Here is a 25,596-nt window from a genome sequence, read left to right as displayed (position 1 = left end):
CGATCGCAGCTAGCGGGTGACGCCGTCTCCAAGCAGGCTGACCGCCGCCAGCCACAGCAGGCGCAGGGCCAGTACCGTCAGCACAATATTGAGCAAGCGGGTGAAGCGTTGGTCACTGACGGTGCCCAGCAGACGCACACCACACCAGGTACCCACAAATCCTGCGCCAATCATGGCGATGGCGAAGCCGAGCCAGTCGCGAAAGACGAACCCGGCGACCCCGAACACCAGCAGCTTGGGAGCGTGTTGCAGCACCATGGCGAAGGCGAAGGTGGCCACGGTGCGAAACCGGTCTGTCTGGGTCTGCTTGATAAAGGCAGCCACCAGCGGTCCGGTCGCACCGACAAACAGGCTGGCGAAACTGCTGAGTGTTGCCGCAATAAACAGGCCTGCACCCCCCAGCGCCGCTCGGGGCTGCGGCGGCCCCCAGCAAAGGTAAAGCACGAAGAAACCAATGGCCAGCTGCCAGACTGCGGCGGGTAACGTGACCAGCAACAGGGCGCCCGCCGCAACGCCAAGAACGACACCAGGGGCAAAGGCTCGCATCAGCCGCCAGTCGATATGACGCCAGGTCAGGGCCGCGCGCCCGCCGTTCGAGCCCAGTTGGATCAGGCCGTGGGCGGGAATAATCACCGCTGGCGGCAAAAAGAGCGCGAGCAGCAACAGCAGCAGCACGCCGCCGCCGGCGCCCAGGCTTGCGGTGAGCAGTGAAGTGAGTGCGGAGCAGGCCAACAGGCCGAGGGTCGTCGCTAGGTCCAGCCCTGGCGGTATGATCACGTCAGCTGCAGTGCGCCCTGCAGGGGCCCGGGCACAAGCAGTCCGCGCAGGCCCACTGTGAGCTCGCCATCGCTGAGCACCCGGCAACAGACGCCGCCGCGCCAGTCCGGTGCCAATGCCGCCTGCAGGCCCTGATAAGCGGCATCCATGCGCCGGCAGGGATCCGTTTCGCGGGTGACCTCCAGAGTCAGGCTGCCAAACTGCAGCTGTTGCCCTACCGAGTCCGGCCCGAATTCGACGCCGCTCACCAGCAGATTGGCGCGACGCTGGGTCCAGCACAAGTTCACCCCGAGCTCCGCGCAGGCGGTGTTCCAGCTTTCAAGGCTGAGTACCGTCACCTGGCGTTTGCCGGGACGACCGCGCGCATCACCTTCGACACCGGCCCCACGTGTCACCCTCGCGGCGGACAGCTTCTGCATGGGCGCAGCGGAGCGCTCGCGGATGGCGATGCCGCAGAGTTCGATGGGGGTCGCAGCCGCAGGGGAGGACATGGCCAGGCTACACGTCCAGGTTAGCCACCGACAGCGCGTTCTGCTCGATGAACTCGCGACGGGGTTCCACGTGATCACCCATCAGCGTGGTAAAGATCTGGTCTGCGGCGATGGCGTCCTCAATCGTCACCTGCAGCATACGCCGGGCCTCCGGATCCATGGTGGTTTCCCAGAGCTGCTCCGGGTTCATTTCGCCCAGGCCTTTGTAGCGCTGGATGTTGTAGCCCTTGCGCGCCTCCGCCATCAGCCAGCTGAGGCCCTCCTCGAAGCTGCGGGTGGGGAAGGTCTTATCTCCGCGCTTGAAATAGCCGTCTTCGTCGATGAGCGTGTTCAGGGTCTCACCCAGGGCAATCAGGCTGCGGTACTCGCCCGATGAAAAGAATTCGTGGCGGTACTCGGTTTCTGTTTCAACGCCGTGCGCCAGCAGCTTGACCACCGGGTAGTGGGTCTGCCGTTCCTGATCGCGGCGCACGCTCACGGTATACACGGCACCCTTGGGTGCCACGGTTTGTAAGCGCTCACTAAGCTGCTCCGCGAAGGCGATCACAGCGGCTTCGTCACGCATGTCCTCAGGCAACAGGCTGCTGCCGTACACCATCTGCCAGAGCACCGGTGGCGCGTACAGCCTGCCGAGGCGTTCTATGGTTGCCGCCACCTTGCGGAAGCTCTCCACCAGCTCCTCGAGACCCGCACCGGAGATCGGCGGTGCCTCGGGATTGACGATAATCGCGGCACCTTCCAGTGCGGCCTGGGTCAGATAGCGGTTCAGCGCTTCATCATCCTTCAGGTACTGCCCCTGTTTGCCGCGGGATATCTTGTACAGCGGCGGTTGCGCAATAAAGATGTGTCCGCGCTCGATCAGCTCGCGCATCTGGCGGAAAAAGAAAGTCAGCAACAGCGTGCGAATGTGCGAGCCATCGACATCCGCGTCGGTCATGATGATGATGCTGTGGTAACGCAACTTTTCCGGATTAAACTCGTCCTTGCCAATGCCGCAACCCAGCGCGGTGACGATGGTGCCCACCTCGGCCGAACCCAGCATCTTGTCAAAGCGGGCTTTCTCCACATTGAGAATCTTGCCCTTCAGGGGCAGGATCGCCTGGAACTTGCGGTTTCTGCCCTGCTTGGCAGAGCCGCCAGCAGAGTCTCCCTCAACCAGGTAGATTTCCGACAGCGCAGGATCTTTCTCCTGGCAGTCGGCCAGTTTGCCCGGCAGGCCGGCGATGTCCAGAGCCCCCTTGCGCCGGGTCATTTCGCGGGCCTTGCGAGCTGCTTCGCGGGCCCGGGCGGCATCCAGCATCTTGCCGACAACGGCCTTCGCTTCACCGGGGTTTTCCAGTAGATAGTCGTTGAAGTGGGCATTCATCGCCTGTTCAACTGCGGTCTTCACTTCGGAAGAAACCAGCTTGTCTTTGGTCTGCGAAGAAAACTTCGGATCCGGCACTTTGACCGAGATAATGGCCGTCAAGCCTTCCCGCGCGTCGTCGCCGGTGGTGGACACCTTGGCCTTCTTCGCCATACCCTCGCGTTCGATATAGGTGTTCAGGCTGCGGGTCAGCGCCGCACGGAAGCCCGCGAGGTGGGTCCCGCCGTCTCTCTGGGGAATGTTGTTGGTGTAACAGAAGATGTTTTCCGAAAAGGAGTCATTCCACTGCAGTGCCACTTCAACACCGATACCGTCCTCCAGATCCACCTGGAAGTGGAAGGGCTTGTTTACCGGGGTTTTATTGTTGTTCAGGTAGTCGACAAAAGCGCGGAGGCCACCGTCGTAGCAGTAATTTTCCTCACGGCCCGAGCGCTCGTCCTTTAATCGAATGTTCACACCGGAGTTCAGGAACGCGAGTTCGCGCAGACGCTTGGCCAGCTGGTCAAAATGGAACTGGATATTGGTGAACGTATCCGGGGAGGGGTGGAATCGCACCGATGTGCCGGTGCCTTCGGTTTCACCGATCACCGCCAGGGGTGCCTGTGGCACCCCATGATGATAGACCTGTTCGTAGCGCTTTCCTTCTCGCCGGATGGTCAGCACCAGCTCCCGCGACAGGGCGTTGACTACGGAGACCCCAACACCGTGCAAGCCGCCGGACACCTTGTAGGTGTTGTCATCGAATTTGCCGCCAGCGTGCAGCACGGTCATGATGACTTCCGCCGCAGATACCCCTTCCTCGTGCATTTCCGTGGGAATTCCGCGCCCGTCATCACTGACTGTGACCGATTCATCGGGGTGTATCACGATATCGACCCGGCTACAGTGCCCCGCTAGCGCCTCATCAATGGAGTTATCCACGAGCTCAAACACCATATGGTGCAAGCCCGTGCCGTCGTCAGTGTCACCAATGTACATGCCGGGGCGTTTACGGACCGCATCAAGGCCCTTCAGGACCTTGATGCTCGAGGAATCGTAGCTTTGCTCGTTGTCACTCATGGATAACTCTCTTTTTCTCTCTACTACCGGCCCGCCGTTGCGGTGCCAGCTTATAGCGTCTCGATATCGGGCTCAGCCAGACATCGCTCACGTACAGCCCGATGGGGGCTGCTCCTGGGTCGGATCCGTAGCCGACCTCTCTACCACACGACCGTGTTCCACGTGGAACATCATGGGGTTCACGCCCTCTGGCCACATTCCCTCGAGATCCTTGGCGTCTACACAGGTGATAAACACCTGTGCCTGCAGCGCCGTCAACGCCTCACAGACTTGTCGGCAGTGCTGAACGTCAAGCTCCGACGGCAGGTCATCCACCAGATAGACGCAACCCCGGGGCTGAGACTCAGCCATTATCTGCCCCTGCGCCAACTTCAGGCCGCACACCACCAGTTTTTGCTGTCCTCGCGAGAGCGTCTCCGCCGCAGAGTATCCGGACACCGTCACGCGAAGATCCGCACGCTGGGGACCGACGTGGGTATAACCCTGCTCACTGTCAGCGACCTCACTGGACGCCAACGCATCCCCATAGGCCAGGGACTTGTCCCAGCCCTTTCTGTAGCGCAGCTCAAGCCCGTTAAGCCCTGGCGAGAGCTCCGCCATAATGGCGCGAAACCGAGGGGCCAGCACTTCAAAATAGGCCTGACGGTACCGGTGGATCTGTTCTCCTGAAGCCGCCAACTCCCGCGTCCATACTGACAACTCGGAATACTCCAGTTTACCACGCCGCAGGAGCTTATTGCGCTGTTTTACGCACCTCTGGAATCGCTGCCACTCACTGAAGAAACGTTGTTCCACGTGGAACACACCCCAGTTGAGGAACTGGCGCCGCGCCGCCGGGCTGCCAGTCAATAAATCAAAAGATGCCGCATTCAGGACCTGGAGGGGGAGATGGGCTACCAGTTCGGCCACCGAGCGCAGCTTCTCGCCCGCGAGTTTGATCTGCAGCTCACCGCTGAGCTCACGCTGAACGGCCACCGAGGCCCGCTGCCCCGCGGTCGCAAACTCAGTTACACCGTATACGGTACAACGCTGTTCACCGTGGGTAACCAGGGTTCGAGGAGTCCCCGCACGAAAACTGCGCGACATGCCCAGCATGTGTACCGACTCGAGGATGCTGGTTTTGCCGCTGCCATTGGGACCGTAGAAAATATTCACCTGTCCCAGCTCGCGCAGCGCGACCTGGGACAGATTACGGAGGTGGTGGATCTGTAATTGAGTTAGCAAAAACGGCTGTTACAACCGCATCGGCATGACAACGTAAAGGGAATCGCCATCTTCCGATTCTTCCAGCAAGGCACTGCTGTTGGGGTCAGACAGGGAGAGTTTGACCTGCTCGCCGCTCAGCACACCAAGAACATCCAGCAGATAGCTGACATTGAAGCCGATCTCGACCGGGTCGCCCTGGTAATCAACAGGTACCTGCTCTTCAGCCTGTTCCTGTTCGGGGTTGTTTGCCACGATTTCGATAACGTCGGTCGCTACCTTCAGGCGCACGCCCCGGTACTTTTCATTGGAGAGAATCGCCGTGCGGGTGAAGGCCTGACGCAGCTCCAGGCGGGAGCCCAGCACAATTTTGTCGGCTGCACGGGGCAGCACACGCTCGTAGTCGGGGAACTTGCCATCCACCAGCTTGGAGGTGAAGGTAAAACCCTCCGTCGTGGCGCGAAGGTGGTTGCTACCCAGAACAACCACAATGTCCTCGTCTTCTTCCAGCAGCAATCGGGACAGTTCAAGCACACCTTTGCGCGGCAGAATCACCTGGGTGTCCTCATCGACAGGCAACGGTGAGGGCAGGGTACACATGGCCAGACGGTGGCCATCGGTCGCGACCACCCGCAGGCGACCCGCCTTGAGTTCCAGCAACATGCCGTTCAGATAGTAACGGACATCCTGCTGAGCCATGGCAAACGCGGTGCGATCAATCAGCCGGCGTAACTGGCCCTGCTTGACCGTAAAGCGATGCGTACCCACCCCCTCTTCAACCGCGGGAAACTCGCGAGCGGGCAGCGTCGAAAGCGTGAAGCGGCTGCGCCCGGAGCGCACCGTGACCTTACCGTCCTCCACGGTGAACTGGATATCACTGCCTTCCGGCAGCGACTTGCAGATATCGACCAGTTTGCGCGCCGGCACTGTCACCTCGCCGGGCGCAGACACCGGTGCGGGTAGCGCCACGCGCCCGACCAACTCAACCTCCAGGTCAGTGCCGGTTAATGAGAGTTGATCGCCTTCCAACACGAGTAATACGTTGGACAGAATGGGCAGCGTCTGCCTGCGCTCTACGACGCCTGCAACCAGATTGAGGGGCTTGAGCAACGCATCCCGTGAAATCGAGAACTTCATAAATCCAGGTTCCTTCCGAACGCGCCTACGTTGTGAGTGAGCGCAGCAAGTTTTTGTAGTCTTCCCGAATGTCAGAGTTGGTTTCGCGAAGTTCTTTTATTTTACGGCATGCGTGCAACACTGTCGTGTGGTCTCTGCCGCCAAAGCTGTCGCCAATTTCCGGAAGGCTGTGGTTCGTCAACTCCTTGGCAAGGGCCATCGCTACCTGGCGCGGCCTCGCAACCGAGCGACTGCGGCGACGAGACATCAGGTCGGCAATCTTGATCTTGTAGTACTCGGCGACCGTGCGCTGGATATTGTCCAGGCTGACCTGCTTGTCCTGCAGCGCGAGCAGATCCTTGAGACTCTCCTTGACCAGATCCACATCGACCGGTTTACCCGTGAAGTTGGCGCTCGCTATCACCCTTTTCAGCGCGCCCTCTAACTCTCTCACATTGGAGCGAATGCGCTGGGCGATAAAAAACGCGGCATCCGGCGGCAGCGTGATGCGCGATTGCGCCGCCTTGTTCATGAGGATCGCCACCCGGGTTTCCAGTTCCGGAGGCTCAACCGCTACCGTCAGCCCCCAGCCGAAGCGGGATTTCAGGCGCTCTTCCAGACCATCAATTTCCTTCGGATAGCGATCGCAGGTGAGGATCATCTGCTGCCCCCCTTCGAGCAGGGCGTTGAAGGTGTGGAAAAATTCCTCCTGCGAGCGATCTTTCTTGGCAAAGAACTGGATGTCGTCAATCAGCAGTGCATCCACCGAGCGGTAATAGCGCTTGAAATCGCTGATCGCGTTGAGCTGCAGCGCCTTTACCATATCGGCCACAAACCGCTCTGAGTGCAGGTAGACCACCTTGGCTTCCGGGTTCTGCTGCTTCAGGGCGTTACCGACAGCATGCATCAGGTGGGTTTTACCCAGCCCGACGCCGCCATAGAGAAACAGCGGGTTGTACGCTTCACCCGGATTTTCGGCGACCTGGCGGGCGGCCGCGAGGGCCAACTGGTTCGATTTGCCCTCCACGAAGTTATCGAAGGTATAGGAATCAACAAGATTGGGTTGCTGTGCATCCTCGCCGGGGGACCGGCTTCGAAGAGCTGATGTCGCCAGGCCGAACTCCTGTGGCGGCGCTGCGACCGCCTGGATTCTGGGAGCCGCGACACTGCGCAGCGCGGCGCCACCCCCGTTAACCGCATAGCCCGAAACGGCCGGTGGGCTGAACTCCTCGGCGTTGTGCACCACGCCCAGGGGCTCCCGAACCGGCTGAAGGGTTTCAAGCTCTCGCGCCTGGCCGATTTCCAGAGCGAGTTGCGGTGCCTCGGCAGGCGCGATCTGCTGCAACAGCTCGCGTATGCGCGGCGCAAACTTGTCGCTGACGAAGTCCTTGATAAACCGGTTGGGTGCAAACAGCGTTAACTGCCCCCCGTTCTGGCGACTCTGCAGCGGACGAATCCAGGTGTTGAACTGCTGGCTTGGCAACTCGTCCTGAAGACGACTGATACACTGCTGCCATATGACGTCTGGCAAAATTCTCCCCTTTGAAGGCCTTGATCCCACCTTCACAACAACGATTACGCCCGTCACGCATGGTGAGTTCGCGCTTTAACAACCTCCGGGCTTTTCGATCCCGGTGCGCTGATAATACCCGTGAAGCGGCGAGTTATCCACACCTCAGCGGGTTTTTTTTAAAAGTTGTTTTTATATGTTTTTCATACACTTATGCTTTTACTGGGTGTTTTTTGAGCGGCCCTGTGCCATTCTTCCTGTGAACACCTGATCTGTGCATAACCTGTGCATATATTAGGGGCAAGGTGTGCGCTGTTTACCGAAAGGCGCGCCACGCCTGACATTGCCGGCGCGCAAGATACGAGGCGAGGATGCTCTGGCATTGCGGGCAAAAGAGCAAAAATAAAGGCGGGGCCCGTCATTGAATTCGACGCAGGCTTTCACTAGAATACCCAACCTTTTTGCGGCCCGGTACTCCACCGTGCGCCCTGCGCTGTACCCAGCACAGGGCGGGTGAAGCATCAGCCTTCTATTTATTACCTCCTATTTGGAACAGCGTCATGAAAAGAACATTTCAGCCCAGCGTCCTGAAGCGCAAGCGCACCCACGGCTTCCGCTCTCGTATGGCCACCAAGAACGGCCGCCTGGTTCTCAGCCGCCGTCGCGCGAAGGGTCGCAAGCGCCTGACAGCCTGATGCGGGAGAGCCTTCGTGGGCGCAGCTGCTGAGTGCGAACCGGGTGCCGGCGCTTTCGGCAAATGCAGGCGCCTGTTGAATGCGGCCCAATATCGGGCCGTTTTCGATGGCGCCTCCATTAAGGCTTCCCACCGTCACCTGCTGATGCTGGCGCGGCCTGCGGATGGTCGCCACAGCCGGCTGGGGCTGGTTATCGCCAAGAAGAACGTACGCAAGGCGGTGCAGCGCAATCGCATCAAACGCATCGTCAGGGAATCGTTCAGGCAACTGCCCGATACTGGCGTACCGCTGGATATCGTGTTCCTGGCGCGCCGCGGCCTGGACGATATGGACAACGCTTCACTGTTCGCCACGCTGGGAGAACAATGGCAAAAGCTGTCACGACACAAGGCGACACACACGGGCGCGCGAGACCGCTGATGCGCCGTCTCTTTATCGCCCTGATTGCTGTGTACCGCTACGCCATCAGCCCATTTCTGGGCAATCACTGCCGATTTTACCCGAGCTGCTCACACTACGCTCAGGAAGCCATCGATTTGCACGGCGTTGTCCGGGGCTCGTACCTCACCCTGCGCCGGCTTGGCAAATGCCACCCCTGGCATGAGGGAGGCCTCGATCCGGTGCCCCCCTGCAAGCACATTCACTGACGAAGCTGATACCTGCTATGGATTTCCAACGTACTCTGCTGATCGGCGCCATCGCCCTTCTCTCATTCATGCTGCTGACTGAGTGGGTCGCCTTCAAGGACGCCAAAACCACGGCGGAGCAACCCGTCGCCAGCCGTCTGATCGCTGCCGAGCCGGACAGCCTGCCGGAACCGGCCGCGGCATCGCCTACTACCACCGCAGCAGACGCGGGCAACGAGGACCTGCCACAGGCACCCGAATCCATTGCCGACACACAGGCCGCATCGACGCCTGAGGTGATCAGCAACAGTGGCGACATCATCACCGTGCACACCGATGTGCTCCAGGTTGCCATTGACCTGCGCGGTGGCGACATCGTAGAGCTGGCTCTGCCGGAACATCTCGAGGATATCGACAAGCCCAACCAGCCCTTCGTGCTGCTGGAGCAGAACGAGCGCCGCATCTACGTCGCGCAGAGTGGCCTGATTGGCCCGGATGGTATCGACAGTGAATCCCGTGCCCAATTCAGCGCGGCACAATCACGCTATGAGCTGGCACCCAACGCGGATGAACTGACCGTCGACCTCCTGTGGCAGAATGCGGAGGGCCTGAGCGTGACCAAGCGCTTTACCCTGCGCCGCGGTGACTACCTGATGACCGTGAGCTATATCGTCGACAACAAAACCAGTGAACGCTGGCAGGGCAACCTGTTCGGCCAGATCAAGCGCGACAGCAGCAAGCCCTCGACGGTCGACTCCAGCGGCATGGGCCTGCAGCCCTTCCTGGGCGCCGCCATCACCCAGCCCGACGAACGTTTCACCAAGTTCAGCTTCAAGGACATGCGGGAAGAGCCTTTCCGCGCGCAGCTTCCGGGCGGCTGGATCGCCATGATCCAGCACTACTTCCTCAGCGCGTGGATCCCGGCAGCAGACCAGAGCCATACCTACAGCACACGGGTAACCTCATCCGGCTTCAACATTGCGGGCTTTACCAGCCCCGCCCTGGTAGTGGATCCCGGCCAGCAGGGCAGTGTCAGCGCCGGCTTCTACGCGGGACCCAAGGACCAGTATCGACTCGCGGAAATTTCCCCCTACCTCGACCTCAGCGTGGATTACGGCTGGCTGTGGTGGATTGCGCAACCGCTGTTCTGGCTGCTGATCAAAATCCACGCCTTCGTGGGCAACTGGGGTGTGGCCATCATCCTGCTGACCGTTTTGATCAAGGCCGTCTTCTTCAAGCTATCCGCCACAAGTTATCGCTCAATGGCCAATATGCGCCGTGTAGCGCCGAAAATGCAGGACATCCGGGAGCAATACGCCGAGGACAAGGCCAAGCAAAGCCAGGCGATGATGGAGCTGTACCGCAAGGAAAAGATCAACCCGATGGGCGGCTGCCTGCCGGTGCTGGTACAGATGCCGGTGTTCATCTCGCTCTACTGGGTGCTGATGGAGAGCGTTGAACTGCGCCATTCGCCCTTCTTCCTGTGGATCGAAGACCTGTCGGTCATGGACCCCTACTTTGTGCTGCCGCTGTTGATGGGTGCCAGCATGTGGTTCATGCAGAAGCTGAACCCGCCGCCACCGGACCCGATGCAGGCCAAGATCATGCAGTGGTTGCCCGTGATCTTCACCTTCTTCTTTCTCTGGTTTCCGGCGGGTCTCGTACTCTACTGGGTGGTCAACAACCTGCTCTCCATGGCCCAGCAGTACGTCATTACCCGACAGATCGAAAAGTCGGACGCCAAAGCGAAAGCCTAGTATCGCCCCCGGCGGGGCGCTGCGCGGCTGGCGTATACTGCCGCTGTGACAACTACTCCCTACAACGCAGACACGATTGCCGCCATAGCCACTGCGCCCGGACGCGGTGGCATCGGCATTGTACGCCTGTCCGGTCCTTCCGCTGCCTCCATCGCCGAACGTATTACGGGCAAACGGCTCACCCCGAGACACGCGCATTTCTGCGGCTTTGCGGATGAGCGGGGAGCGTCGCTGGACAGCGGTATCGCCCTCTATTTTCCCGCACCCCATTCGTTCACGGGGGAAGACGTTGTCGAGCTACAGGGGCACGGCGGGCCGGTCGTACTGGACCTGCTGGTCGCCGCCTGCCTTGCGCTGGGCGCGCGACAGGCACGGGCAGGGGAATTCTCGGAGCGCGCCTACCTGAACGACAAGCTCGACCTGGCGCAGGCAGAAGCCATCGCCGACCTGATCAACAGCACCACCGAGCAGGCGGCACGCAATGCACACCGCTCCCTGCAGGGCGCCTTCTCGCAGGAAATCGACCGGCTGGTCGCGGAGGTCACCCGCTTGCGTGTGTACGTGGAGGCCGCCATCGACTTCCCGGAGGAGGAGATCGACTTTCTGGCCGATGGACACGTGGCAGATTCGTTGCAGGCCCTGGCCGCACAACTGGACGCGGTGATGACGGCGGCACAGCAGGGAAGCCTGTTGCGCGAGGGCATGAAGGTCGTCATTGCCGGGCGCCCCAACGCCGGCAAATCCAGCCTGTTGAACGCCCTGGCAGGACAGGAAAGTGCCATCGTCACGGACATTGCGGGAACCACACGGGACATCCTGCGAGAACATATCCAGATTGATGGAATGCCCCTGCACATTGTGGATACAGCGGGGCTGCGCGCCAGTGACGACGCCGTGGAGCGGGAAGGCATCCGCCGCGCACAACGCGAAATCGCCAGCGCAGATCGCATACTCCTGGTGGTCGACATGAATGACGACAGCCCACTACCCGACGACCTCTGGCCCGGTTATCCCGCAAGCGCTGTGCCGGTGACGCTTATCCACAACAAATGTGACCTGGCCGGCGCGGCACCGGCAGTGATTCAGGAGGCCGACACCGTCATCGTGCGTCTTTGCGCCCGTTCGGGGGCCGGGGTACCACTGCTGCGCGAACACCTCAAACAGTGTATCGGTTACGCGGGCGCTGCCGGTGATACCTTCAGTGCACGGCGCCGGCACTTGCAGGCGCTCTCGATCGCGGCAGAACACCTGGAGAACGGGCGTCGACAGTTGGAGGAGGCGGGCGCAGGAGAGCTGCTGGCAGAGGACCTGCGTCTCTGCCACGACACCCTGGGCGAAATCACTGGAAAAATGTCCAGTGACGCACTGCTGGGCGAGATATTCTCCAGTTTCTGCATCGGTAAATAAATCGCGACCCTGGCCACAGTTTGTACACAGCTTTTGCCGCTGTTTTGTCGCCAGTGTCCGGCAACGGATAACCCTGTGGACAATCGGACGTGCAACGCGGTAGTGAACTGGGGGCAAACACCTACCCGCCTGTCGCGCTGAAGCCACCCCCGGTTTCGATCCCCAGTGCACACACAGGCAAACCACGCCAGGAACAGCGCTTCATCGCCTGCTTATCATTGCAGCAAGTCATTGAAATTTATAAATAAAATCCGCTTGTTCACCGATAACGGCCCGCTATTCAATAACAATATCAGTTCTATTCTTTCATCTTTCAATGTGTATTTATTTAATGCATTACACACACAGATATGTCGCAGCAAAACATGCACCGAGGCCCGAGAAAACACAGAACATCTTTTGAACAACTGACCTCCCGGACGTATAATCGCCGGCCCGGCAATGACCCGCCGGCCCAGGAGGCGCAGCAGCGTGGAATACCAACAGAGCTTTGATGTGATTGTGATCGGCGGCGGCCACGCTGGCACCGAAGCCTGCCTCGCGGCTGCGCGTATGGGCTGTCGCACCCTGCTCCTGACCCACAGTGTCGACACCCTGGGCCAGATGTCATGCAACCCGGCTATCGGCGGCATCGGCAAAAGCCATCTGGTGCGAGAAGTGGATGCCCTTGGCGGCGCCATGGCTCGGGCCACAGACCGTGCGGGTATCCAGTTTCGCGTGTTGAATGCGCGCAAGGGTCCAGCGGTGCGCGCGACGCGTGCGCAGGCGGACCGTGTGCTCTACCGCAATGCCATTCGTGAAATCATCGAGGCGCAGCCCGGGTTATCGATTTTTCAGCAGCCCGTAGATGACCTTCTGGTGGAACAGGGTCGCGTCGCAGGCGCGGTCACGCAGATGGGGCTGATTTTCCGTGCCCCCACCGTCGTGCTGACAACCGGCACCTTCCTCGGCGGCAAGATTCACATCGGTCTGCAAAACAGTGCCGGAGGGCGCGCCGGCGACCCGCCCTCCATCGCCCTGGCCCAGCGCCTGCGCGAAATGCCCTTCCGTGTTGACCGGCTGAAAACCGGCACACCGCCGCGTATTGATGCGCGCAGTGTGGACTTCAGCGCTCTCGAAGAGCAGTGGGGCGATGCAGACGCGCCCGCCATGTCGTTTCTGGGCAGCGTTGCCGAGCGTCCGCAGCAGCGCTGCTGCTGGATAACGCACACCAACGAACGCACCCACGACATTATCCGTGGCGGCCTCGACCGCTCACCGATGTACTCGGGGGTGATCGAGGGCGTGGGGCCTCGCTACTGCCCCAGCATTGAAGACAAAATTCACCGCTTTGCCGACAAGGCATCGCACCAGGTGTTCATTGAGCCCGAGGGCCTGACCACCAGCGAACTGTACCCCAATGGTATTTCCACCAGCCTGCCCTTCGATGTGCAGCTTGCCCTGGTCCGCTCCATCAAAGGGTTTGAAAACGCGCACATCACACGGCCCGGGTACGCCATCGAGTATGATTACTTCGACCCCCGCGACCTGCAGTATTCGCTGGAGACCCGTGCCCTGCCCGGCCTGTACTTTGCAGGGCAGATCAACGGCACCACGGGTTACGAAGAGGCAGCGGCACAGGGCCTGTTGGCCGGTCTCAACGCAGCGCTGGCGGTGCAGGGCAAGGAACCCTGGTGTCCGCGGCGCGACGAAGCCTATATCGGCGTGCTGGTGGATGACCTGATAACCCTGGGTACCCTGGAGCCCTACCGCATGTTTACCTCCCGCGCGGAGTATCGCCTGCTGCTGCGCGAGGACAACGCCGACCTGCGTCTCACGGAAACCGCTCACCGCCTGGGGTTGATCGACGACGTGCGCTGGGCCCGGTTCGCGCGTAAACGCGATGCCATCGCCAGGGAAACGCAACGCCTCGCGACCACCTGGATACACCCGGGAACGGCCGCAGCGGCAACGCTGGAGCCCAGGCTGAAAGGACCCCTGACCCGGGAGTACAGCCTCGCCGACCTGCTGAAGCGGCCCGGCATTGGTTATGCCGACGTGGCTGCGTTGAAAGGGGAACCGCTGGCAGACGAGCAGGCCGCCGAGCAGGTGGAAATCCAGGCCAAGTATGCCGGCTATATTGACCGACAGCAGGAAGAGATTGCCCGCCTGCGCCGCTACGAGCAGACCCCGCTACCCGACTCACTGGATTACAGCACCGTCGATGGCCTGTCGCACGAGGTGCGCCAGAAACTCAGTGAGGCGCGCCCGTCGACCCTGGCGCGTGCGGGCCGAATTCCCGGGGTAACACCCGCGGCGGTGTCCCTGCTGCTGATTTATCTCAAAAAGCGCGGCGCTCTCGAGCGTGGCAGCGAACGCATAAGCGCCTGAGTTGGACGCGGCACTTGCGCGGCAGCTGAGCGCCGGGCTCAACGCCCTGGGCGTTGCCAGCAGCGCTGTGCAACAACAACTGTTGCTCGATTACCTCGCGTTGTTGGTGAAGTGGAACCGCGCCTATAACCTGACAGCCATTCGCGAACCCGCCGCCATGGTGACCCGGCACCTGCTGGACAGCCTGGCGGTAGCGCCGTGGCTCACCGGCAGCCGCTGCATTGATGTGGGCACCGGCGCCGGATTGCCCGGTATTCCCCTGGCGATCCTGTTTCCCGGGCGCGAGTTTCATCTGCTGGACAGCAATGGCAAGAAGACCCGCTTCCTGTTCCAGGCCAGAACCGCGCTGGGGCTGGACAACGTGACGGTGCATCACAGCCGGGCTGAAAACTTCACACCAGAACAGGGCTTCGATGTGGTGCTCTCCCGGGCGTTTGCCTCACTCCAGGATATGCTGGCCGTCACCCGGCATTTACTGGCGCCGGGTGGTGTTTTGCTTGCCATGAAGGGCGCACGCCCCGATGATGAACTGCAGGCGATTACGCAACACTGCGCTGTGCGCCACATCAGGCCCCTGCAGGTACCGGGGCTTGACGAGCAGCGTCACTTGGTAGAACTTGCCCTGTTGCCGACCATCGATAACCAGCATCGGCCCTAGCCAACATTACGGGAGTGCGCCTTGGCACGAGTTCTTGCAATTGCAAACCAGAAAGGCGGTGTGGGCAAAACCACCACCTCCGTCAACCTGGCGGCGTCCCTTGCAGCGATGAAACAGCGCCTGTTGCTGGTCGATCTGGATCCCCAGGGCAACGCAACGATGGGCAGCGGGGTGGACAAGCACAGCGTCGAGCGCAGCATCTATGACGTGCTGGTGCACCGGGCGCCGGTGAACCTCATCACCCAGCGGGTACCGGAGGGTGGCTACGATGTGCTCCCCGCCAACGACGACCTCACAGCCGCCGAGGTGGAGCTGATCGGGGTTGAGCAGCGTGAACGCCGACTGAACACGGCGCTGCGCGAAGTCTCTTCCGTGTACGACTACATTCTCATCGACTGTCCCCCGTCACTGAATATGCTCACGCTCAACGGTCTGGTCGCTGCCGACGGTGTGCTGATTGCAATGCAGTGTGAATACTTCGCCCTGGAGGGGCTATCGGCGCTGGTGAATACCATCCAGCGTGTTACGGAGTCCGTGAATCCGCTGCTGCGCATTGAGGGCATCCTGCGCACGCTGTATGACCCCCGCAACAGCCTGACCAACCAGGTTTCCAACCAGTTGCACGAACACTTCGGCGAGGCAGTCTATCGTACGGTTATCCCGCGCAACGTGCGCCTCGCCGAGGCGCCCAGCCACGGTCTGCCGGTGATGTATTACGACCGGCACTCCCGCGGGTCCCGGGCCTATATGGCCCTTGCGGGAGAAGTCATTCGCCGCGATGAAAAGCGCCGCGCCGCCGCTGCAGGCACCGTGGTCAAGGAATAGGAGAGCACAATGTCATCCAGAAAACGGGGTTTGGGGCGCGGCCTGGATGCGCTGCTGGGCGCTGGCACACAGTCCCGTGACGCGGGAGACGGTGATGCCCCGGCCGCCGGCGATGACAAGGGCCAGCAGCAGGTGCTCAAGGACTTGCCCGTAGACCTGATACAGCGTGGCAAATACCAGCCGCGTCGTGACATCGACCCGGAATCCCTGCAGGAACTGGCGGACAGTATTCGTGCCCAGGGCATCATGCAGCCCATTGTGGTGCGCCCGATAGGCGACCGCAAATACGAAATCATCGCCGGCGAGCGTCGCTGGCGCGCGGCGCAGCTGGCGGGCCTGGACCAGGTTCCCGCGGTTATCCGTGACGTCAGCGATGAAGCCGCCATTGCCATGGCGTTGATAGAGAACATCCAGCGCGAGGACCTCAATCCGATTGAGGAAGCCATCGCGCTGCAGCGCCTGCAGCAGGAATTTCAGCTCACCCAGCAGGAAGTCGCCGATGCGGTGGGCAAGTCCCGTTCAACCGTCACCAACCTGTTGCGTCTCATGTCGCTGCAAAGCGATGTGCGTCTGCTGCTGGAGCGTGGCGACCTGGAAATGGGGCACGCCCGGGCACTGCTGGGTATCGAGGGTGCCGCGCAATCGCAGGCCGCGAGAACCGTGGTCGGCAAAGGCCTTTCCGTGCGCCAGACCGAAGCGCTGGTGCGCGGGCTGTTGGCGCGCAAGGATGCGCCGCGGGAAGAGGCACCGCGTTTGGACCCGAACATCCGCCAGCTGCAGGATGACCTGTCGCAGAAAATCGGCGCGCGCGTGCAAATCCAGCACGGTGCCAAGGGCAAGGGCAAGCTGGTGCTGACCTATAACAGCCTGGACGAACTGGACGGTATTCTGAGCCACATCCACTAGGCGCGGGGGCGGGCTTCACCACAGCATCTAGTGGCTGCCGACACGCACGCTACCAGATAAAGTAGGTCTCCCCGTATTCGCGGCAAAACGGGGCAAACAGGCGCCAACATGCTGCCAACGTCAGGGATGTTTCGTACCCGGAAGCGCCGGATTTGGTTGAACCCGCCAGCCAATGCCCCTATAATGCGGGCGCCCAAAACGAGGAACAATCGTGTGGCAGTTGGCAAGGGGCTCGGCAGGAGTTTCGCGTGAGCGCGAACAGCATTCCCTCCCCCCCGATCCACCGCGTAGCGCTGCTGCAGTTGGCCACGCTCGTTCCTTCGTGTCTGCTGGTCTGGCTGGCACTGGATGAAACGGCGGCGGTGTCAGCATTATGTGGCGGTGCGGTGGCGGTGGTGCCACAGGCCTGGTTCGCTGCAAAGCTGTTTCGCGCGCGCGGCGCCCGCTCAGCCTCCGAGATAGCGCGGTCGGCACTGAGCGGCGAGATCGGAAAGTTCCTCCTGAGCGCGGTGGGGTTTGCCGCCGTGTTCGTTGTGTTGCGGCCGCTGGAAGCTGCCGCGGTGTTCGCCGGATATGTGGCGATGCTGATAGTACAAACGATAGGAAGCTGGTGGTTTTTGATGCGCCGCCAGCAGAAACAAACCGAAACACCGAAACAAGAGTTGTGATCGATGGCAGGCGAGAACCAGACGGTTTCAGAGTACATTGTCCACCACCTGACCAACCTGACCTATGGCAAGCTGCCTGCCGGTTATGAGCGCTACGACGGTTCCATCGTGGGTGATGGCGGCGCATGGGTCATGGCGCACGGCGGTGCCGAGGCCGCTGCCATGGGTTTCACCGCAATCCACGTGGATTCAATGGCCTGGTCTATCGGACTCGGTATCCTGTTCAGCTGGCTGTTTTATCGCGTTGCCAAGAAAGCCTCCTCCGATGTGCCCAGCGGTCTCACCAGTGCGGTGGAAATGATCGTCCAGTTTGTTGACAACACCGTGCGCGACACCTTCCACGGTCGTAACCCGCTCATCGCCCCGCTGTCCCTCACCATCTTCGTCTGGATATTCCTGATGAACCTGATGGACCTGGTGCCCGTGGACGTAGTACCCGAACTGATGATGGCGCTGGGCGTTGAATACCACAAGATCGTGCCTTCTACCGATCCCAATATCACGTTCGGCATGGCCATCGGTGTGCTGATCCTGATTCTGTATTACTCCATCAAGGTCAAGGGCTTCGGGTTTGCCCGGGAACTGGCCATGAACCCGTTCAATCATCCGCTGTTCATCCCCGTGAACCTGTTCATGGAGATTGTCGGTCTGCTGGCCAAGCCGTTTTCGCTCGCACTGCGACTGTTCGGCAACATGTATGCCGGTGAAATGATATTTATCCTGATTGCAGCCCTGTTCAGTGCCGGTCTGGCCTGGATGGTGCCGGCAGGCCTGCTGCAGATCGGCTGGGCGATCTTCCACATTCTGGTGATCACCCTGCAGGCTTTCATCTTCATGGTGCTGACGATCGTTTATCTCAGCATGGCCCACGAAGACCACTGATTCACCTTTAACTTTGGTTATTAACGCTAGGAGAAAATCATGGAATTAGTTCTTATTGCTGCTGCAATTATGATCAGCCTCGGTGGTCTGGGTGCGGCTATCGGTATTGGCATGCTCGGCGGCAAACTCATCGAAGGTTCTGCGCGTCAGCCTGAACTGGCTCCCAAACTGCAGGTGACCTTCTTCCTGGGCGCCGGCCTGGTGGATGCTATTCCGATTATCGGCGTGGGTCTGGCGATGTACCTGATCTTCGTTGTCGCCCCTGGTATGGCCTGAGCACGACCAACAACGCAACCGTGAGCGGGGCGGCCGTACCGGCTGCCCCACCATATCTGTGAGGAGTATGGCGTGAATATCAACCTTACGCTTATCGGACAGGTCATAGCCTTTTTCGGCTTCGTCTGGTTCTGCATGAAGTTTGTCTGGCCGCCCATCATTGCGGCCATGCAGGAGCGCGAAAAGAAGATTGCGGATGGCCTGGCAGCCGCTGATCGTGCCAGTCACGATCTGGAACTGGCGCAGGAAAAAGCGCTTGAGCGGTTGAAAGAAGCCAAGCACGAAGCGGCGGGCATAGTCGACTCCGCCAACAAGCGTGCCAGCCAGATTGTGGAAGAAGCGAAAACAGCGGCGCTGACGGAAGCGGAGCGGGTGAAAACTGCTGCGCGCTCCGAAATCGAGCAGGAAACCAACCGCGCCCGCGAAGCTTTGCGCGCGCAGGTCGCCGCGCTGTCGCTGGCGGGTGCAGAGAAAGTGCTCGGGGCAACGATTGACCAGGACGCCCACGCGGACCTGGTGAATAAACTGGCTGCAGAGCTTTGATGGTGAGGACGTTATGGCCGAACTGACCACGCTGGCCCGCCCCTACGCGAAGGCGGCATTCGAGTACGCCCGCGACAGCCAGAGCCTGGCCGAGTGGTTGCCGCAGTTGCAGCTTGCCGCTGCCGTCAGCCGCGACAGTCGCATGCAGGCGCTGTTGCGCGATCCGGAGAAGGACGGTGCGCAGCTGGCAACTCTGCTGGCTGATGTGTGTGGCGAGGATCTCGGTCCTGCCCTGCGCAACTTCCTGAACATTCTGGCGCAGAACAAGCGTCTGCTCCTGTTGCCGCAGATCACCGTGTTGTTTGCCGGCTACAAGGCGAACCACGAAAAGTCAGTGGATGTCGAGGTCGTGTCTGCGTTTGATCTGGCGGACGATATGACTGAAAAGCTGGCCTCCGCCCTGAGCAAGCGCCTGGAGCGGAAAATAAACGTGCACACCTCGACAGATCCCAAGCTGTTGGGCGGTGTGTTGATCAGGGCCGGCGATCTGGTGATCGATGGTTCCGTACGCGGTCGGCTGAACAAGCTCGCCGCGGCAATGAATTTGTAGGATTGAGGAACAGAGCATGCAGCAACTGAATCCGTCAGAAATTAGCGAGATGATCAAGCAGCGCATCGACCAGCTTGATGTGTCATCCGAGGCGCGCAACGAAGGCACCGTGGTATCGGTGACCGACGGTATTATTCGTATCTACGGTCTCACCGATGTGATGTACGGTGAAATGATCGAGTTCGAAGGCGGCATCTTCGGGATGGCGCTGAACCTGGAGCGCGACTCCGTGGGCGCGGTGATCCTCGGCGATTACAAGAATCTGGCCGAGGGCCAGTCCTGCCGCTGCACCGGCCGTATTCTCGAAGTGCCTGTGGGCCCGGAACTGCAGGGCCGCGTGGTCGATGCACTGGGTAACCCGATCGACGGTAAAGGCCCGATCAACGCCAAGCTGACCGACGCCCTGGAAAAGGTGGCGCCCGGCGTTATCGCCCGCCAGTCGGTGGACCAGCCCGTGCAGATCGGCCTCAAGGCCATCGATGCCATGGTGCCCATCGGCCGTGGCCAGCGCGAGCTGATCATCGGCGACCGCCAGGTGGGTAAAACCGCCATCGCCGTCGACGCGATCATCAACCAGAAGGGTACCGGCATCAAGTGTATCTACGTGGCGATCGGCCAGAAGGCCTCTTCGGTGGCCTCGGTGGTACGCAAGCTGGAAGAGCACGGTGCCATGGAGCACACCATCGTGGTCGCCGCGACAGCCTCCGACCCGGCGGCGATGCAGTTCCTGGCACCTTTCGCCGGCTGCACCATGGGCGAGTACTACCGCGATCGCGGTGAAGACGCACTGATCATTTACGACGACCTGACCAAGCAGGCCTGGGCCTACCGCCAGATTTCACTGCTGCTGCGCCGTCCCCCCGGTCGTGAAGCGTACCCCGGTGACGTGTTCTACCTGCACTCCCGCCTCCTCGAGCGCGCTGCACGGGTGAATGCCGACTACGTGGAGCAGATGACCAAGGGTGCAGTGAAGGGCAAGACAGGCTCACTCACCGCACTGCCCGTTATTGAAACCCAGGCGGGTGACGTGTCTGCGTTCGTACCGACCAACGTGATCTCGATCACCGACGGGCAGATCTTCCTTGAGGCCGACATGTTCAACGCGGGCGTACGTCCGGCGATGAACGCGGGTATCTCGGTCTCCCGTGTGGGCGGTGCGGCGCAAACCAAGATCATCAAGAAGCTGTCCGGGGGTATCCGTACCGCACTGGCCCAGTACCGCGAACTCGCGGCCTTCTCCCAGTTTGCATCGGACCTCGACGAGGCCACCAAGGCCCAGCTGGACCAGGGTGAGCGGGTCACCGAGCTGATGAAGCAGGGACAATACGCGCCGCGCTCCATCGCCGACATGGGTATCGTGCTTTACGCTGCCAACGAGGGTCACCTGCGCAGTGTTGAAGTGAACAAGATTCGCGACTTCGAAGCGTCTCTGCTGTCCTTCATGCACAGCGAGTACGGCGACCTGATGAAGAAGATTGTCGAAACCGGCGATTACAACGACGAGATCGAGTCTGCCTTCAAGGCGGCGATCGAAAAGTTCAAGGCCACGCAAACCTGGTAACCCCGAGGACAGCAGATGGCAGTCGGAAAAGAAATCCGGACAAAGATCCACAGTATCCGGAGTACGCAGAAGATCACCAGCGCCATGGAAATGGTCGCGGCGAGCAAAATGCGCAAAGCCCAGGAGCGTATGGCCCTGGGCAAGCCCTATGCGCGTCGTATGCGCGCGGTGGTCGGGCATATTGCCAACTCCGCGCCGGAGTACCGGCACGCCTACATGATCGAGCGCGAGGTCAAGCGCGTGGGTTTTGTGGTGGTGTCAACCGATCGCGGCCTGTGTGGCGGTTTGAACATCAACCTGTTCAAAGCCACCGTCAAGGCCATGAAAGGCTGGGCGGACCAGGGCGTGGGCATCGACCTGTGCCTGATCGGTGCCAAGGCGGCGGCGTTCTTCAAAAGCTACGGCGGTAACGTCAAGGCGGCTGTGCGTGATATCGGTGAGGAACCTACTCTGGGCGACCTCATCGGCAGTGTGAAGACCATGCTGGACGCCTACGAGGAAGGGCAGATCGATCGCCTGTTCCTGGTCAGCAACGAGTTCGTCAACACCATGACCCAGAGCCCCAGTGTTGAGCAGTTGCTGCCCCTGCTGGCGGAAGACAGCGCAGAAATGAAGCACCACTGGGACTATATCTACGAGCCCGATGCGATGCAGCTGCTGGAAAGCCTGTTGACGCGCTATATCGAATCGCAGGTGTACCAGGCGGTGGTGGAAAACGGTGCCTGCGAGCAGGCCGCGCGGATGCTGGCCATGAAGAACGCGACTGACAACGCCGGTGAACTGATCGATGACCTGCAGTTGATCTACAACAAGGCACGACAGGCGGCGATTACGCAGGAGCTGTCGGAAATCGTCAGCGGTGCGGCGGCAATCGGCTAGGACCTAACCTATTCGGTAGCGCCGGGCTGTTCCTGCGCTGCCACCCAGAATTGAACTTTGATGCAGAGGATCCGGACATGAGCAGCGGACGAATCGTACAAATTATCGGTGCCGTCATCGACGTGGAGTTTCCACGTGAAGACGTACCCAAGGTCTACGATGCACTGTTGGTTACCGAAAAAGGCCTGACCCTGGAAGTCCAGCAGCAGCTGGGCGATGGCGTTGTGCGCACCATTGCCATGGGCTCCTCCGAAGGTGTGAGCCGCGATCTGGCGGTGGAAAACACCGGTGGCCCCATCGCCGTGCCGGTTGGCGTAGAAACGCTCGGCCGGATCATGGACGTGCTCGGCAACCCGATCGACGAATGCGGCCCCATCGGTGAACAGGAGCGCGCCTCCATCCACCGCAAAGCGCCTGCCTACGATGAGCTGGCGGCCTCAGAGGAACTCCTCGAAACCGGGATCAAGGTAATCGACCTGGTCTGCCCCTTCGCGAAAGGCGGCAAGGTTGGCCTGTTCGGCGGCGCCGGCGTGGGCAAGACCGTGAACATGATGGAGCTGATTAACAACATCGCTACCGAACACTCCGGCCTGTCCGTGTTTGCCGGTGTGGGTGAACGTACCCGGGAAGGTAACGACTTCTACCACGAAATGCAGGAAGCGGGCGTGGTCAACGTCAAGGACTTCCCCAAGTCCAAGGTGGCGATGGTCTACGGCCAGATGAATGAGCCGCCCGGCAACCGTCTGCGTGTGGCCCTGACCGGCCTGACCATGGCGGAAAAATTCCGTGACGAAGGGCGTGACGTACTGCTGTTCGTCGACAACATCTACCGCTACACACTGGCGGGAACCGAGGTGTCGGCACTGCTTGGCCGTATGCCCTCTGCGGTGGGTTACCAGCCCACGCTGGCCGAGGAAATGGGCGTGTTGCAGGAGCGCATCACCTCCACCAAGACCGGCTCTATTACCTCAATCCAGGCGGTTTACGTGCCTGCGGACGACCTGACCGACCCGTCACCGGCGACCACCTTCGCCCACCTTGACTCCACCGTGGTATTGTCACGGGATATCGCCGCCAAGGGTATTTACCCGGCGGTTGACCCGCTGGACTCCACCAGCCGCCAGCTCGACCCGCTGGTGATCGGTCAGGAGCACTACGACGTGGCTCGGGGCGTGCAGACGGTGCTGCAGCGCTACAAGGAGCTGAAAGACATCATCGCCATCCTCGGTATGGACGAGCTGTCTGAAGAAGACAAGCAGACGGTTGCCCGCGCGCGGAAAATCGAGCGCTTCCTGTCCCAGCCCTTCCACGTCGCGGAAGTGTTTACCGGTGCACCCGGCAAATACGTTTCCCTGAAGGACACCATTGCGGGCTTCAAGGGGATTCTGGCGGGTGAGTACGACCACCTGCCCGAGCAGGCCTTCTACATGGTCGGCAGCATCGACGAAGCGATTGAGAAAGCGAACAAGCTGTAAGGTTTGCGAACGAGGGGCTGGAGATGGCAATGACAATTCACTGCGACATCGTCAGCGCGGAGGAAGAAATTTTCTCCGGGCTGGTGGAAATGCTGGTGGCGACCGCCGAGCTGGGTGAGATGGGCGTGACCTACGGCCACGCGCCGCTGCTGTCCTCGCTGATCCCCGGGCCGATCCGCATCGTCAAGCAGGGCGGTGACGAGGAAGTGTATTACGTTTCCGGCGGCTTCATTGAAGTGCAGCCGGGCGTGGTGTCCATCCTCGCAGATACGGCCCTGCGTGCCGGCGATGTCGACGAGGCTGCCGCCGAGGAAGCGCGTCGCGAAGCCCTGCACACCCTCACCAACCAGTCGGGCGATTTCGACTACGGCCGCGCATCCGCGCAGCTTGCGGAAGCCGCCGCCCAGCTGGCCGTACTGCGCAAGATGCGTAACCGCGCCGGGCGCGGCTGAACCACCTTCCAGGGCCCTGTTCACCAGGGCCTTTTTGTTCCACGTCACACTTTTTACCACTGCCTGAACAATCCGGTTGTTTCCATTTTCCCCCGCGTTAACATGCTAGCTGTCTGACAGTACAGCGCAGCCGCGCCCGACGTTGCTTGCGCCGGCAATAACAAAGGGATTTCGCTATGACTCTGGAAGTAATCATTCTGGCTGCCGGCCAGGGGTCGCGCATGCGCTCCAGTACGCCGAAAGTCCTGCACCCGTTGGGGGGCAAGCCGCTGTTGCAGCACGTGGTGGACGCCGCGCGCAGCCTCGAGCCCAGCGCAATCCACGTGGTAGTCGGGCACGGCGCGGACGCAGTCCGCGCGGCGATGGACGGCAGTGGCTTGCGCTGGGTGGAGCAGGCCGAGCAGCTCGGTACCGGGCACGCGGTGCTCCAGGCCTTGCCGGGGGTGCGCGATGAGAGCACGGTGCTGGTGTTGTACGGCGATGTGCCGCTGGTGGCGCCCGACGTCTTGCAGACGCTGGTGGAGGCCGCGCAGGACGCTCCCGCGCTGCTGACCGCGGTGCTGGATGACCCGACAGGCTACGGCCGTGTCCTGCGCGATGGCCACAGTGTGTTCCGTGCCGTGGTCGAGCACAAGGATGCCGCCACCGACGAGCTCGCAGTGCAGGAAGTCAACACGGGCATCCTGGCCGCACCGGCGAGCCTCTTCAGGCGTTTTCTGCCGCAGGTCGGTAACAGCAACCAGCAACGGGAATACTACCTGCCCGATGTGCTGTCACTGTCGGTTGCAGAGGGCATCGCAGTGCGCACGGCGACCGTCGCCGATCCGCTGGCGGTGCTCGGCGTCAACGATCAGCTGCAGCTGAGCCGCCTGGAGCGCGAGCTGCAGCGACAACGTGCCGAAGCGTTGATGACAGCGGGTGTGCGTCTCGCAGACCCCGCGCGCATCGACATCCGCGGTAACCTGCGCTGTGGGCGAGACGTCTTTATTGATGTGAACTGTGTGTTTGCCGGTGAGGTGATTCTGGAGGACGGTGTACACATCGGCCCCAACTGCGTGATTACCGCAAGCCGCATCGGGGCCGGCACCGAAGTACGCGCCATGAGCCATCTGGAAAAAGCCACGGTTGCAGACGACTGCACTGTCGGCCCCTACGCAAGGTTGCGCCCGGGCACCGCGCTGGCGCAGGGTGCACGCGTCGGCAACTTCGTGGAAACCAAGAAAGCGCGCATCGGCGCCGGCAGCAAGGTGAACCACCTCTCCTATATTGGCGATTGTGAGATGGGTGAGGGCGCCAACATCGGTGCGGGCACCATCACCTGCAATTACGATGGCGTCAACAAGCATATTACCCGGATCGGGGATGGCGCCTTTGTCGGTTCCAACGCGACACTGGTAGCACCTGTGGAGATTGGGTCCGGTGGCTTTGTGGCCGCGGGCTCGACCATTACCCGCGCGGTGCCCGAGGCTGAGCTGGCGGTGGCACGCGGCAAACAGCGGAATATTTCCGGCTGGAAACGGCCCGGCAAAGTGAACAAGGACTGA

25 protein-coding genes are annotated in these 25,596 nt (G+C 61.0%); 19 read left to right on the top strand and 6 right to left on the bottom strand.

What is annotated here, in order from left to right:
• Window positions 1–9: 9 nt before the first annotated feature.
• From AACZ17_RS05745 to dnaA, 6 genes are all read right to left on the bottom strand, one after another.
• A complete protein-coding gene (locus tag AACZ17_RS05745; protein ID WP_339637895.1) occupies window positions 10–777 on the bottom strand; it encodes a sulfite exporter TauE/SafE family protein in 768 nt (255 codons plus the stop codon).
• Window positions 774–1,268 (bottom strand): MOSC domain-containing protein, encoded by a 495-nt coding sequence (locus tag AACZ17_RS05740; protein ID WP_290740892.1) that lies wholly within the window; start codon window positions 1,266–1,268, stop codon window positions 774–776. The genes AACZ17_RS05745 and AACZ17_RS05740 overlap by 4 nt, the downstream gene beginning before the upstream one ends.
• Before the next feature lie 7 nt (window positions 1,269–1,275).
• Window positions 1,276–3,693, bottom strand: coding sequence for a DNA topoisomerase (ATP-hydrolyzing) subunit B (gyrB, locus tag AACZ17_RS05735; RefSeq protein ID WP_290740889.1), 2,418 nt, complete (start codon window positions 3,691–3,693; stop codon window positions 1,276–1,278).
• 87 nt (window positions 3,694–3,780) lie between these two features.
• Window positions 3,781–4,917, bottom strand: coding sequence for a DNA replication/repair protein RecF (gene recF, locus AACZ17_RS05730; protein ID WP_290740885.1), 1,137 nt, complete (start codon window positions 4,915–4,917; stop codon window positions 3,781–3,783).
• 9 nt (window positions 4,918–4,926) lie between these two features.
• Window positions 4,927–6,033, bottom strand: a complete 1,107-nt coding sequence (dnaN, locus tag AACZ17_RS05725; protein ID WP_290740882.1) for a DNA polymerase III subunit beta — start codon at window positions 6,031–6,033, stop codon at window positions 4,927–4,929.
• Window positions 6,034–6,058: 25 nt separating this feature from the next.
• Window positions 6,059–7,543 carry a chromosomal replication initiator protein DnaA gene (gene dnaA / locus AACZ17_RS05720; protein WP_290740879.1) on the bottom strand — a complete coding sequence of 495 codons (1,485 nt, stop codon included), beginning with the start codon at window positions 7,541–7,543 and terminating at the stop codon, window positions 6,059–6,061.
• 539 nt (window positions 7,544–8,082) lie between these two features.
• On the opposite strand from dnaA, the gene rpmH reads away from it, so the two are divergent.
• From rpmH to glmU, 19 genes are all read left to right on the top strand, one after another.
• A complete protein-coding gene (rpmH, locus tag AACZ17_RS05715; RefSeq protein WP_290740876.1) occupies window positions 8,083–8,217 on the top strand; it encodes a 50S ribosomal protein L34 in 135 nt (44 codons plus the stop codon).
• 15 nt (window positions 8,218–8,232) lie between these two features.
• On the top strand, window positions 8,233–8,637 hold the full coding sequence (gene rnpA, locus AACZ17_RS05710) for a ribonuclease P protein component (protein WP_290740872.1): 405 nt from the start codon (window positions 8,233–8,235) through the stop codon (window positions 8,635–8,637).
• Window positions 8,637–8,864, top strand: coding sequence for a membrane protein insertion efficiency factor YidD (gene yidD / locus AACZ17_RS05705; protein ID WP_290740869.1), 228 nt, complete (start codon window positions 8,637–8,639; stop codon window positions 8,862–8,864). The genes rnpA and yidD overlap by 1 nt, the downstream gene beginning before the upstream one ends.
• 17 nt (window positions 8,865–8,881) lie before the next feature.
• Window positions 8,882–10,600 (top strand): membrane protein insertase YidC, encoded by a 1,719-nt coding sequence (gene yidC / locus AACZ17_RS05700; protein ID WP_290740867.1) that lies wholly within the window; start codon window positions 8,882–8,884, stop codon window positions 10,598–10,600.
• Window positions 10,601–10,645: 45 nt separating this feature from the next.
• On the top strand, window positions 10,646–12,007 hold the full coding sequence (mnmE, locus tag AACZ17_RS05695) for a tRNA uridine-5-carboxymethylaminomethyl(34) synthesis GTPase MnmE (protein WP_290740864.1): 1,362 nt from the start codon (window positions 10,646–10,648) through the stop codon (window positions 12,005–12,007).
• A 441-nt stretch (window positions 12,008–12,448) separates the two neighbouring features.
• The gene (gene mnmG, locus AACZ17_RS05690; RefSeq protein ID WP_290740861.1) at window positions 12,449–14,377 is read left to right on the top strand and encodes a tRNA uridine-5-carboxymethylaminomethyl(34) synthesis enzyme MnmG; all 1,929 of its coding nucleotides are present in this window, start codon (window positions 12,449–12,451) and stop codon (window positions 14,375–14,377) included.
• A 1-nt stretch (window position 14,378) separates the two neighbouring features.
• Window positions 14,379–15,035 carry a 16S rRNA (guanine(527)-N(7))-methyltransferase RsmG gene (gene rsmG, locus AACZ17_RS05685; protein ID WP_290740858.1) on the top strand — a complete coding sequence of 219 codons (657 nt, stop codon included), beginning with the start codon at window positions 14,379–14,381 and terminating at the stop codon, window positions 15,033–15,035.
• A gap of 21 nt (window positions 15,036–15,056) precedes the next feature.
• Entirely contained in the window at window positions 15,057–15,860 is an 804-nt protein-coding gene (locus AACZ17_RS05680) for a ParA family protein (RefSeq protein WP_290740855.1), read from the top strand.
• Window positions 15,861–15,869: 9 nt separating this feature from the next.
• Window positions 15,870–16,766, top strand: coding sequence for a ParB/RepB/Spo0J family partition protein (locus tag AACZ17_RS05675; protein WP_290740852.1), 897 nt, complete (start codon window positions 15,870–15,872; stop codon window positions 16,764–16,766).
• Window positions 16,767–17,014: 248 nt separating this feature from the next.
• A complete protein-coding gene (locus tag AACZ17_RS05670) occupies window positions 17,015–17,434 on the top strand; it encodes an ATP synthase subunit I (protein WP_290740849.1) in 420 nt (139 codons plus the stop codon).
• A gap of 3 nt (window positions 17,435–17,437) precedes the next feature.
• Complete coding sequence (gene atpB / locus AACZ17_RS05665; protein WP_290740847.1) at window positions 17,438–18,316, top strand: F0F1 ATP synthase subunit A; 879 nt, start codon at window positions 17,438–17,440, stop codon at window positions 18,314–18,316.
• Between the two features lie 39 nt (window positions 18,317–18,355).
• Window positions 18,356–18,592 carry a F0F1 ATP synthase subunit C gene (gene atpE, locus AACZ17_RS05660; RefSeq protein WP_027949997.1) on the top strand — a complete coding sequence of 79 codons (237 nt, stop codon included), beginning with the start codon at window positions 18,356–18,358 and terminating at the stop codon, window positions 18,590–18,592.
• Window positions 18,593–18,664: 72 nt separating this feature from the next.
• On the top strand, window positions 18,665–19,135 hold the full coding sequence (locus AACZ17_RS05655; RefSeq protein WP_290740841.1) for a F0F1 ATP synthase subunit B: 471 nt from the start codon (window positions 18,665–18,667) through the stop codon (window positions 19,133–19,135).
• Window positions 19,136–19,148: 13 nt separating this feature from the next.
• Entirely contained in the window at window positions 19,149–19,685 is a 537-nt protein-coding gene (locus AACZ17_RS05650; protein WP_290740837.1) for a F0F1 ATP synthase subunit delta, read from the top strand.
• 16 nt (window positions 19,686–19,701) lie between these two features.
• Window positions 19,702–21,246: a F0F1 ATP synthase subunit alpha gene (gene atpA, locus AACZ17_RS05645; protein ID WP_290740833.1), complete on the top strand. Its 1,545-nt coding sequence runs from the start codon at window positions 19,702–19,704 to the stop codon at window positions 21,244–21,246.
• Window positions 21,247–21,261: 15 nt separating this feature from the next.
• The gene (gene atpG / locus AACZ17_RS05640; protein WP_290740830.1) at window positions 21,262–22,125 is read left to right on the top strand and encodes a F0F1 ATP synthase subunit gamma; all 864 of its coding nucleotides are present in this window, start codon (window positions 21,262–21,264) and stop codon (window positions 22,123–22,125) included.
• A 77-nt stretch (window positions 22,126–22,202) separates the two neighbouring features.
• Window positions 22,203–23,600, top strand: coding sequence for a F0F1 ATP synthase subunit beta (gene atpD, locus AACZ17_RS05635; protein ID WP_290740826.1), 1,398 nt, complete (start codon window positions 22,203–22,205; stop codon window positions 23,598–23,600).
• A 23-nt stretch (window positions 23,601–23,623) separates the two neighbouring features.
• Window positions 23,624–24,052: a F0F1 ATP synthase subunit epsilon gene (locus AACZ17_RS05630; RefSeq protein ID WP_290740823.1), complete on the top strand. Its 429-nt coding sequence runs from the start codon at window positions 23,624–23,626 to the stop codon at window positions 24,050–24,052.
• 176 nt (window positions 24,053–24,228) lie between these two features.
• Window positions 24,229–25,596 carry a bifunctional UDP-N-acetylglucosamine diphosphorylase/glucosamine-1-phosphate N-acetyltransferase GlmU gene (glmU, locus tag AACZ17_RS05625; RefSeq protein ID WP_290740820.1) on the top strand — a complete coding sequence of 456 codons (1,368 nt, stop codon included), beginning with the start codon at window positions 24,229–24,231 and terminating at the stop codon, window positions 25,594–25,596.

Origin of the sequence: uncultured Haliea sp. (assembly GCF_963973825.1) — a bacterium.
Lineage (GTDB): Bacteria > Pseudomonadota > Gammaproteobacteria > Pseudomonadales > Halieaceae > Haliea.
Note: the sequence above shows the minus strand (reverse complement) of the source record. Positions and strands in the feature narration are given on the sequence as shown.

What these genes read in the sequence shown, in the direction of transcription:
- atpA (WP_290740833.1), top strand. Translation starts at nt 19,702, where the DNA reads ATGCAGCAACTGAATCCGTCAGAAATTAGCGAGATGATCAAGCAGCGC.
- atpG (WP_290740830.1), top strand. Translation starts at nt 21,262, where the DNA reads ATGGCAGTCGGAAAAGAAATCCGGACAAAGATCCACAGTATCCGGAGT.
- yidD (WP_290740869.1), top strand. Translation starts at nt 8,637, where the DNA reads ATGCGCCGTCTCTTTATCGCCCTGATTGCTGTGTACCGCTACGCCATC.
- mnmG (WP_290740861.1), top strand. Translation starts at nt 12,449, where the DNA reads ATGACCCGCCGGCCCAGGAGGCGCAGCAGCGTGGAATACCAACAGAGC.
- AACZ17_RS05740 (WP_290740892.1), bottom strand. Translation starts at nt 1,268, where the DNA reads ATGTCCTCCCCTGCGGCTGCGACCCCCATCGAACTCTGCGGCATCGCC.
- atpD (WP_290740826.1), top strand. Translation starts at nt 22,203, where the DNA reads ATGAGCAGCGGACGAATCGTACAAATTATCGGTGCCGTCATCGACGTG.
- atpB (WP_290740847.1), top strand. Translation starts at nt 17,438, where the DNA reads ATGGCAGGCGAGAACCAGACGGTTTCAGAGTACATTGTCCACCACCTG.
- AACZ17_RS05650 (WP_290740837.1), top strand. Translation starts at nt 19,149, where the DNA reads ATGGCCGAACTGACCACGCTGGCCCGCCCCTACGCGAAGGCGGCATTC.
- gyrB (WP_290740889.1), bottom strand. Translation starts at nt 3,693, where the DNA reads ATGAGTGACAACGAGCAAAGCTACGATTCCTCGAGCATCAAGGTCCTG.
- dnaN (WP_290740882.1), bottom strand. Translation starts at nt 6,033, where the DNA reads ATGAAGTTCTCGATTTCACGGGATGCGTTGCTCAAGCCCCTCAATCTG.
- yidC (WP_290740867.1), top strand. Translation starts at nt 8,882, where the DNA reads ATGGATTTCCAACGTACTCTGCTGATCGGCGCCATCGCCCTTCTCTCA.
- AACZ17_RS05630 (WP_290740823.1), top strand. Translation starts at nt 23,624, where the DNA reads ATGGCAATGACAATTCACTGCGACATCGTCAGCGCGGAGGAAGAAATT.
- atpE (WP_027949997.1), top strand. Translation starts at nt 18,356, where the DNA reads ATGGAATTAGTTCTTATTGCTGCTGCAATTATGATCAGCCTCGGTGGT.
- rpmH (WP_290740876.1), top strand. Translation starts at nt 8,083, where the DNA reads ATGAAAAGAACATTTCAGCCCAGCGTCCTGAAGCGCAAGCGCACCCAC.
- glmU (WP_290740820.1), top strand. Translation starts at nt 24,229, where the DNA reads ATGACTCTGGAAGTAATCATTCTGGCTGCCGGCCAGGGGTCGCGCATG.
- AACZ17_RS05675 (WP_290740852.1), top strand. Translation starts at nt 15,870, where the DNA reads ATGTCATCCAGAAAACGGGGTTTGGGGCGCGGCCTGGATGCGCTGCTG.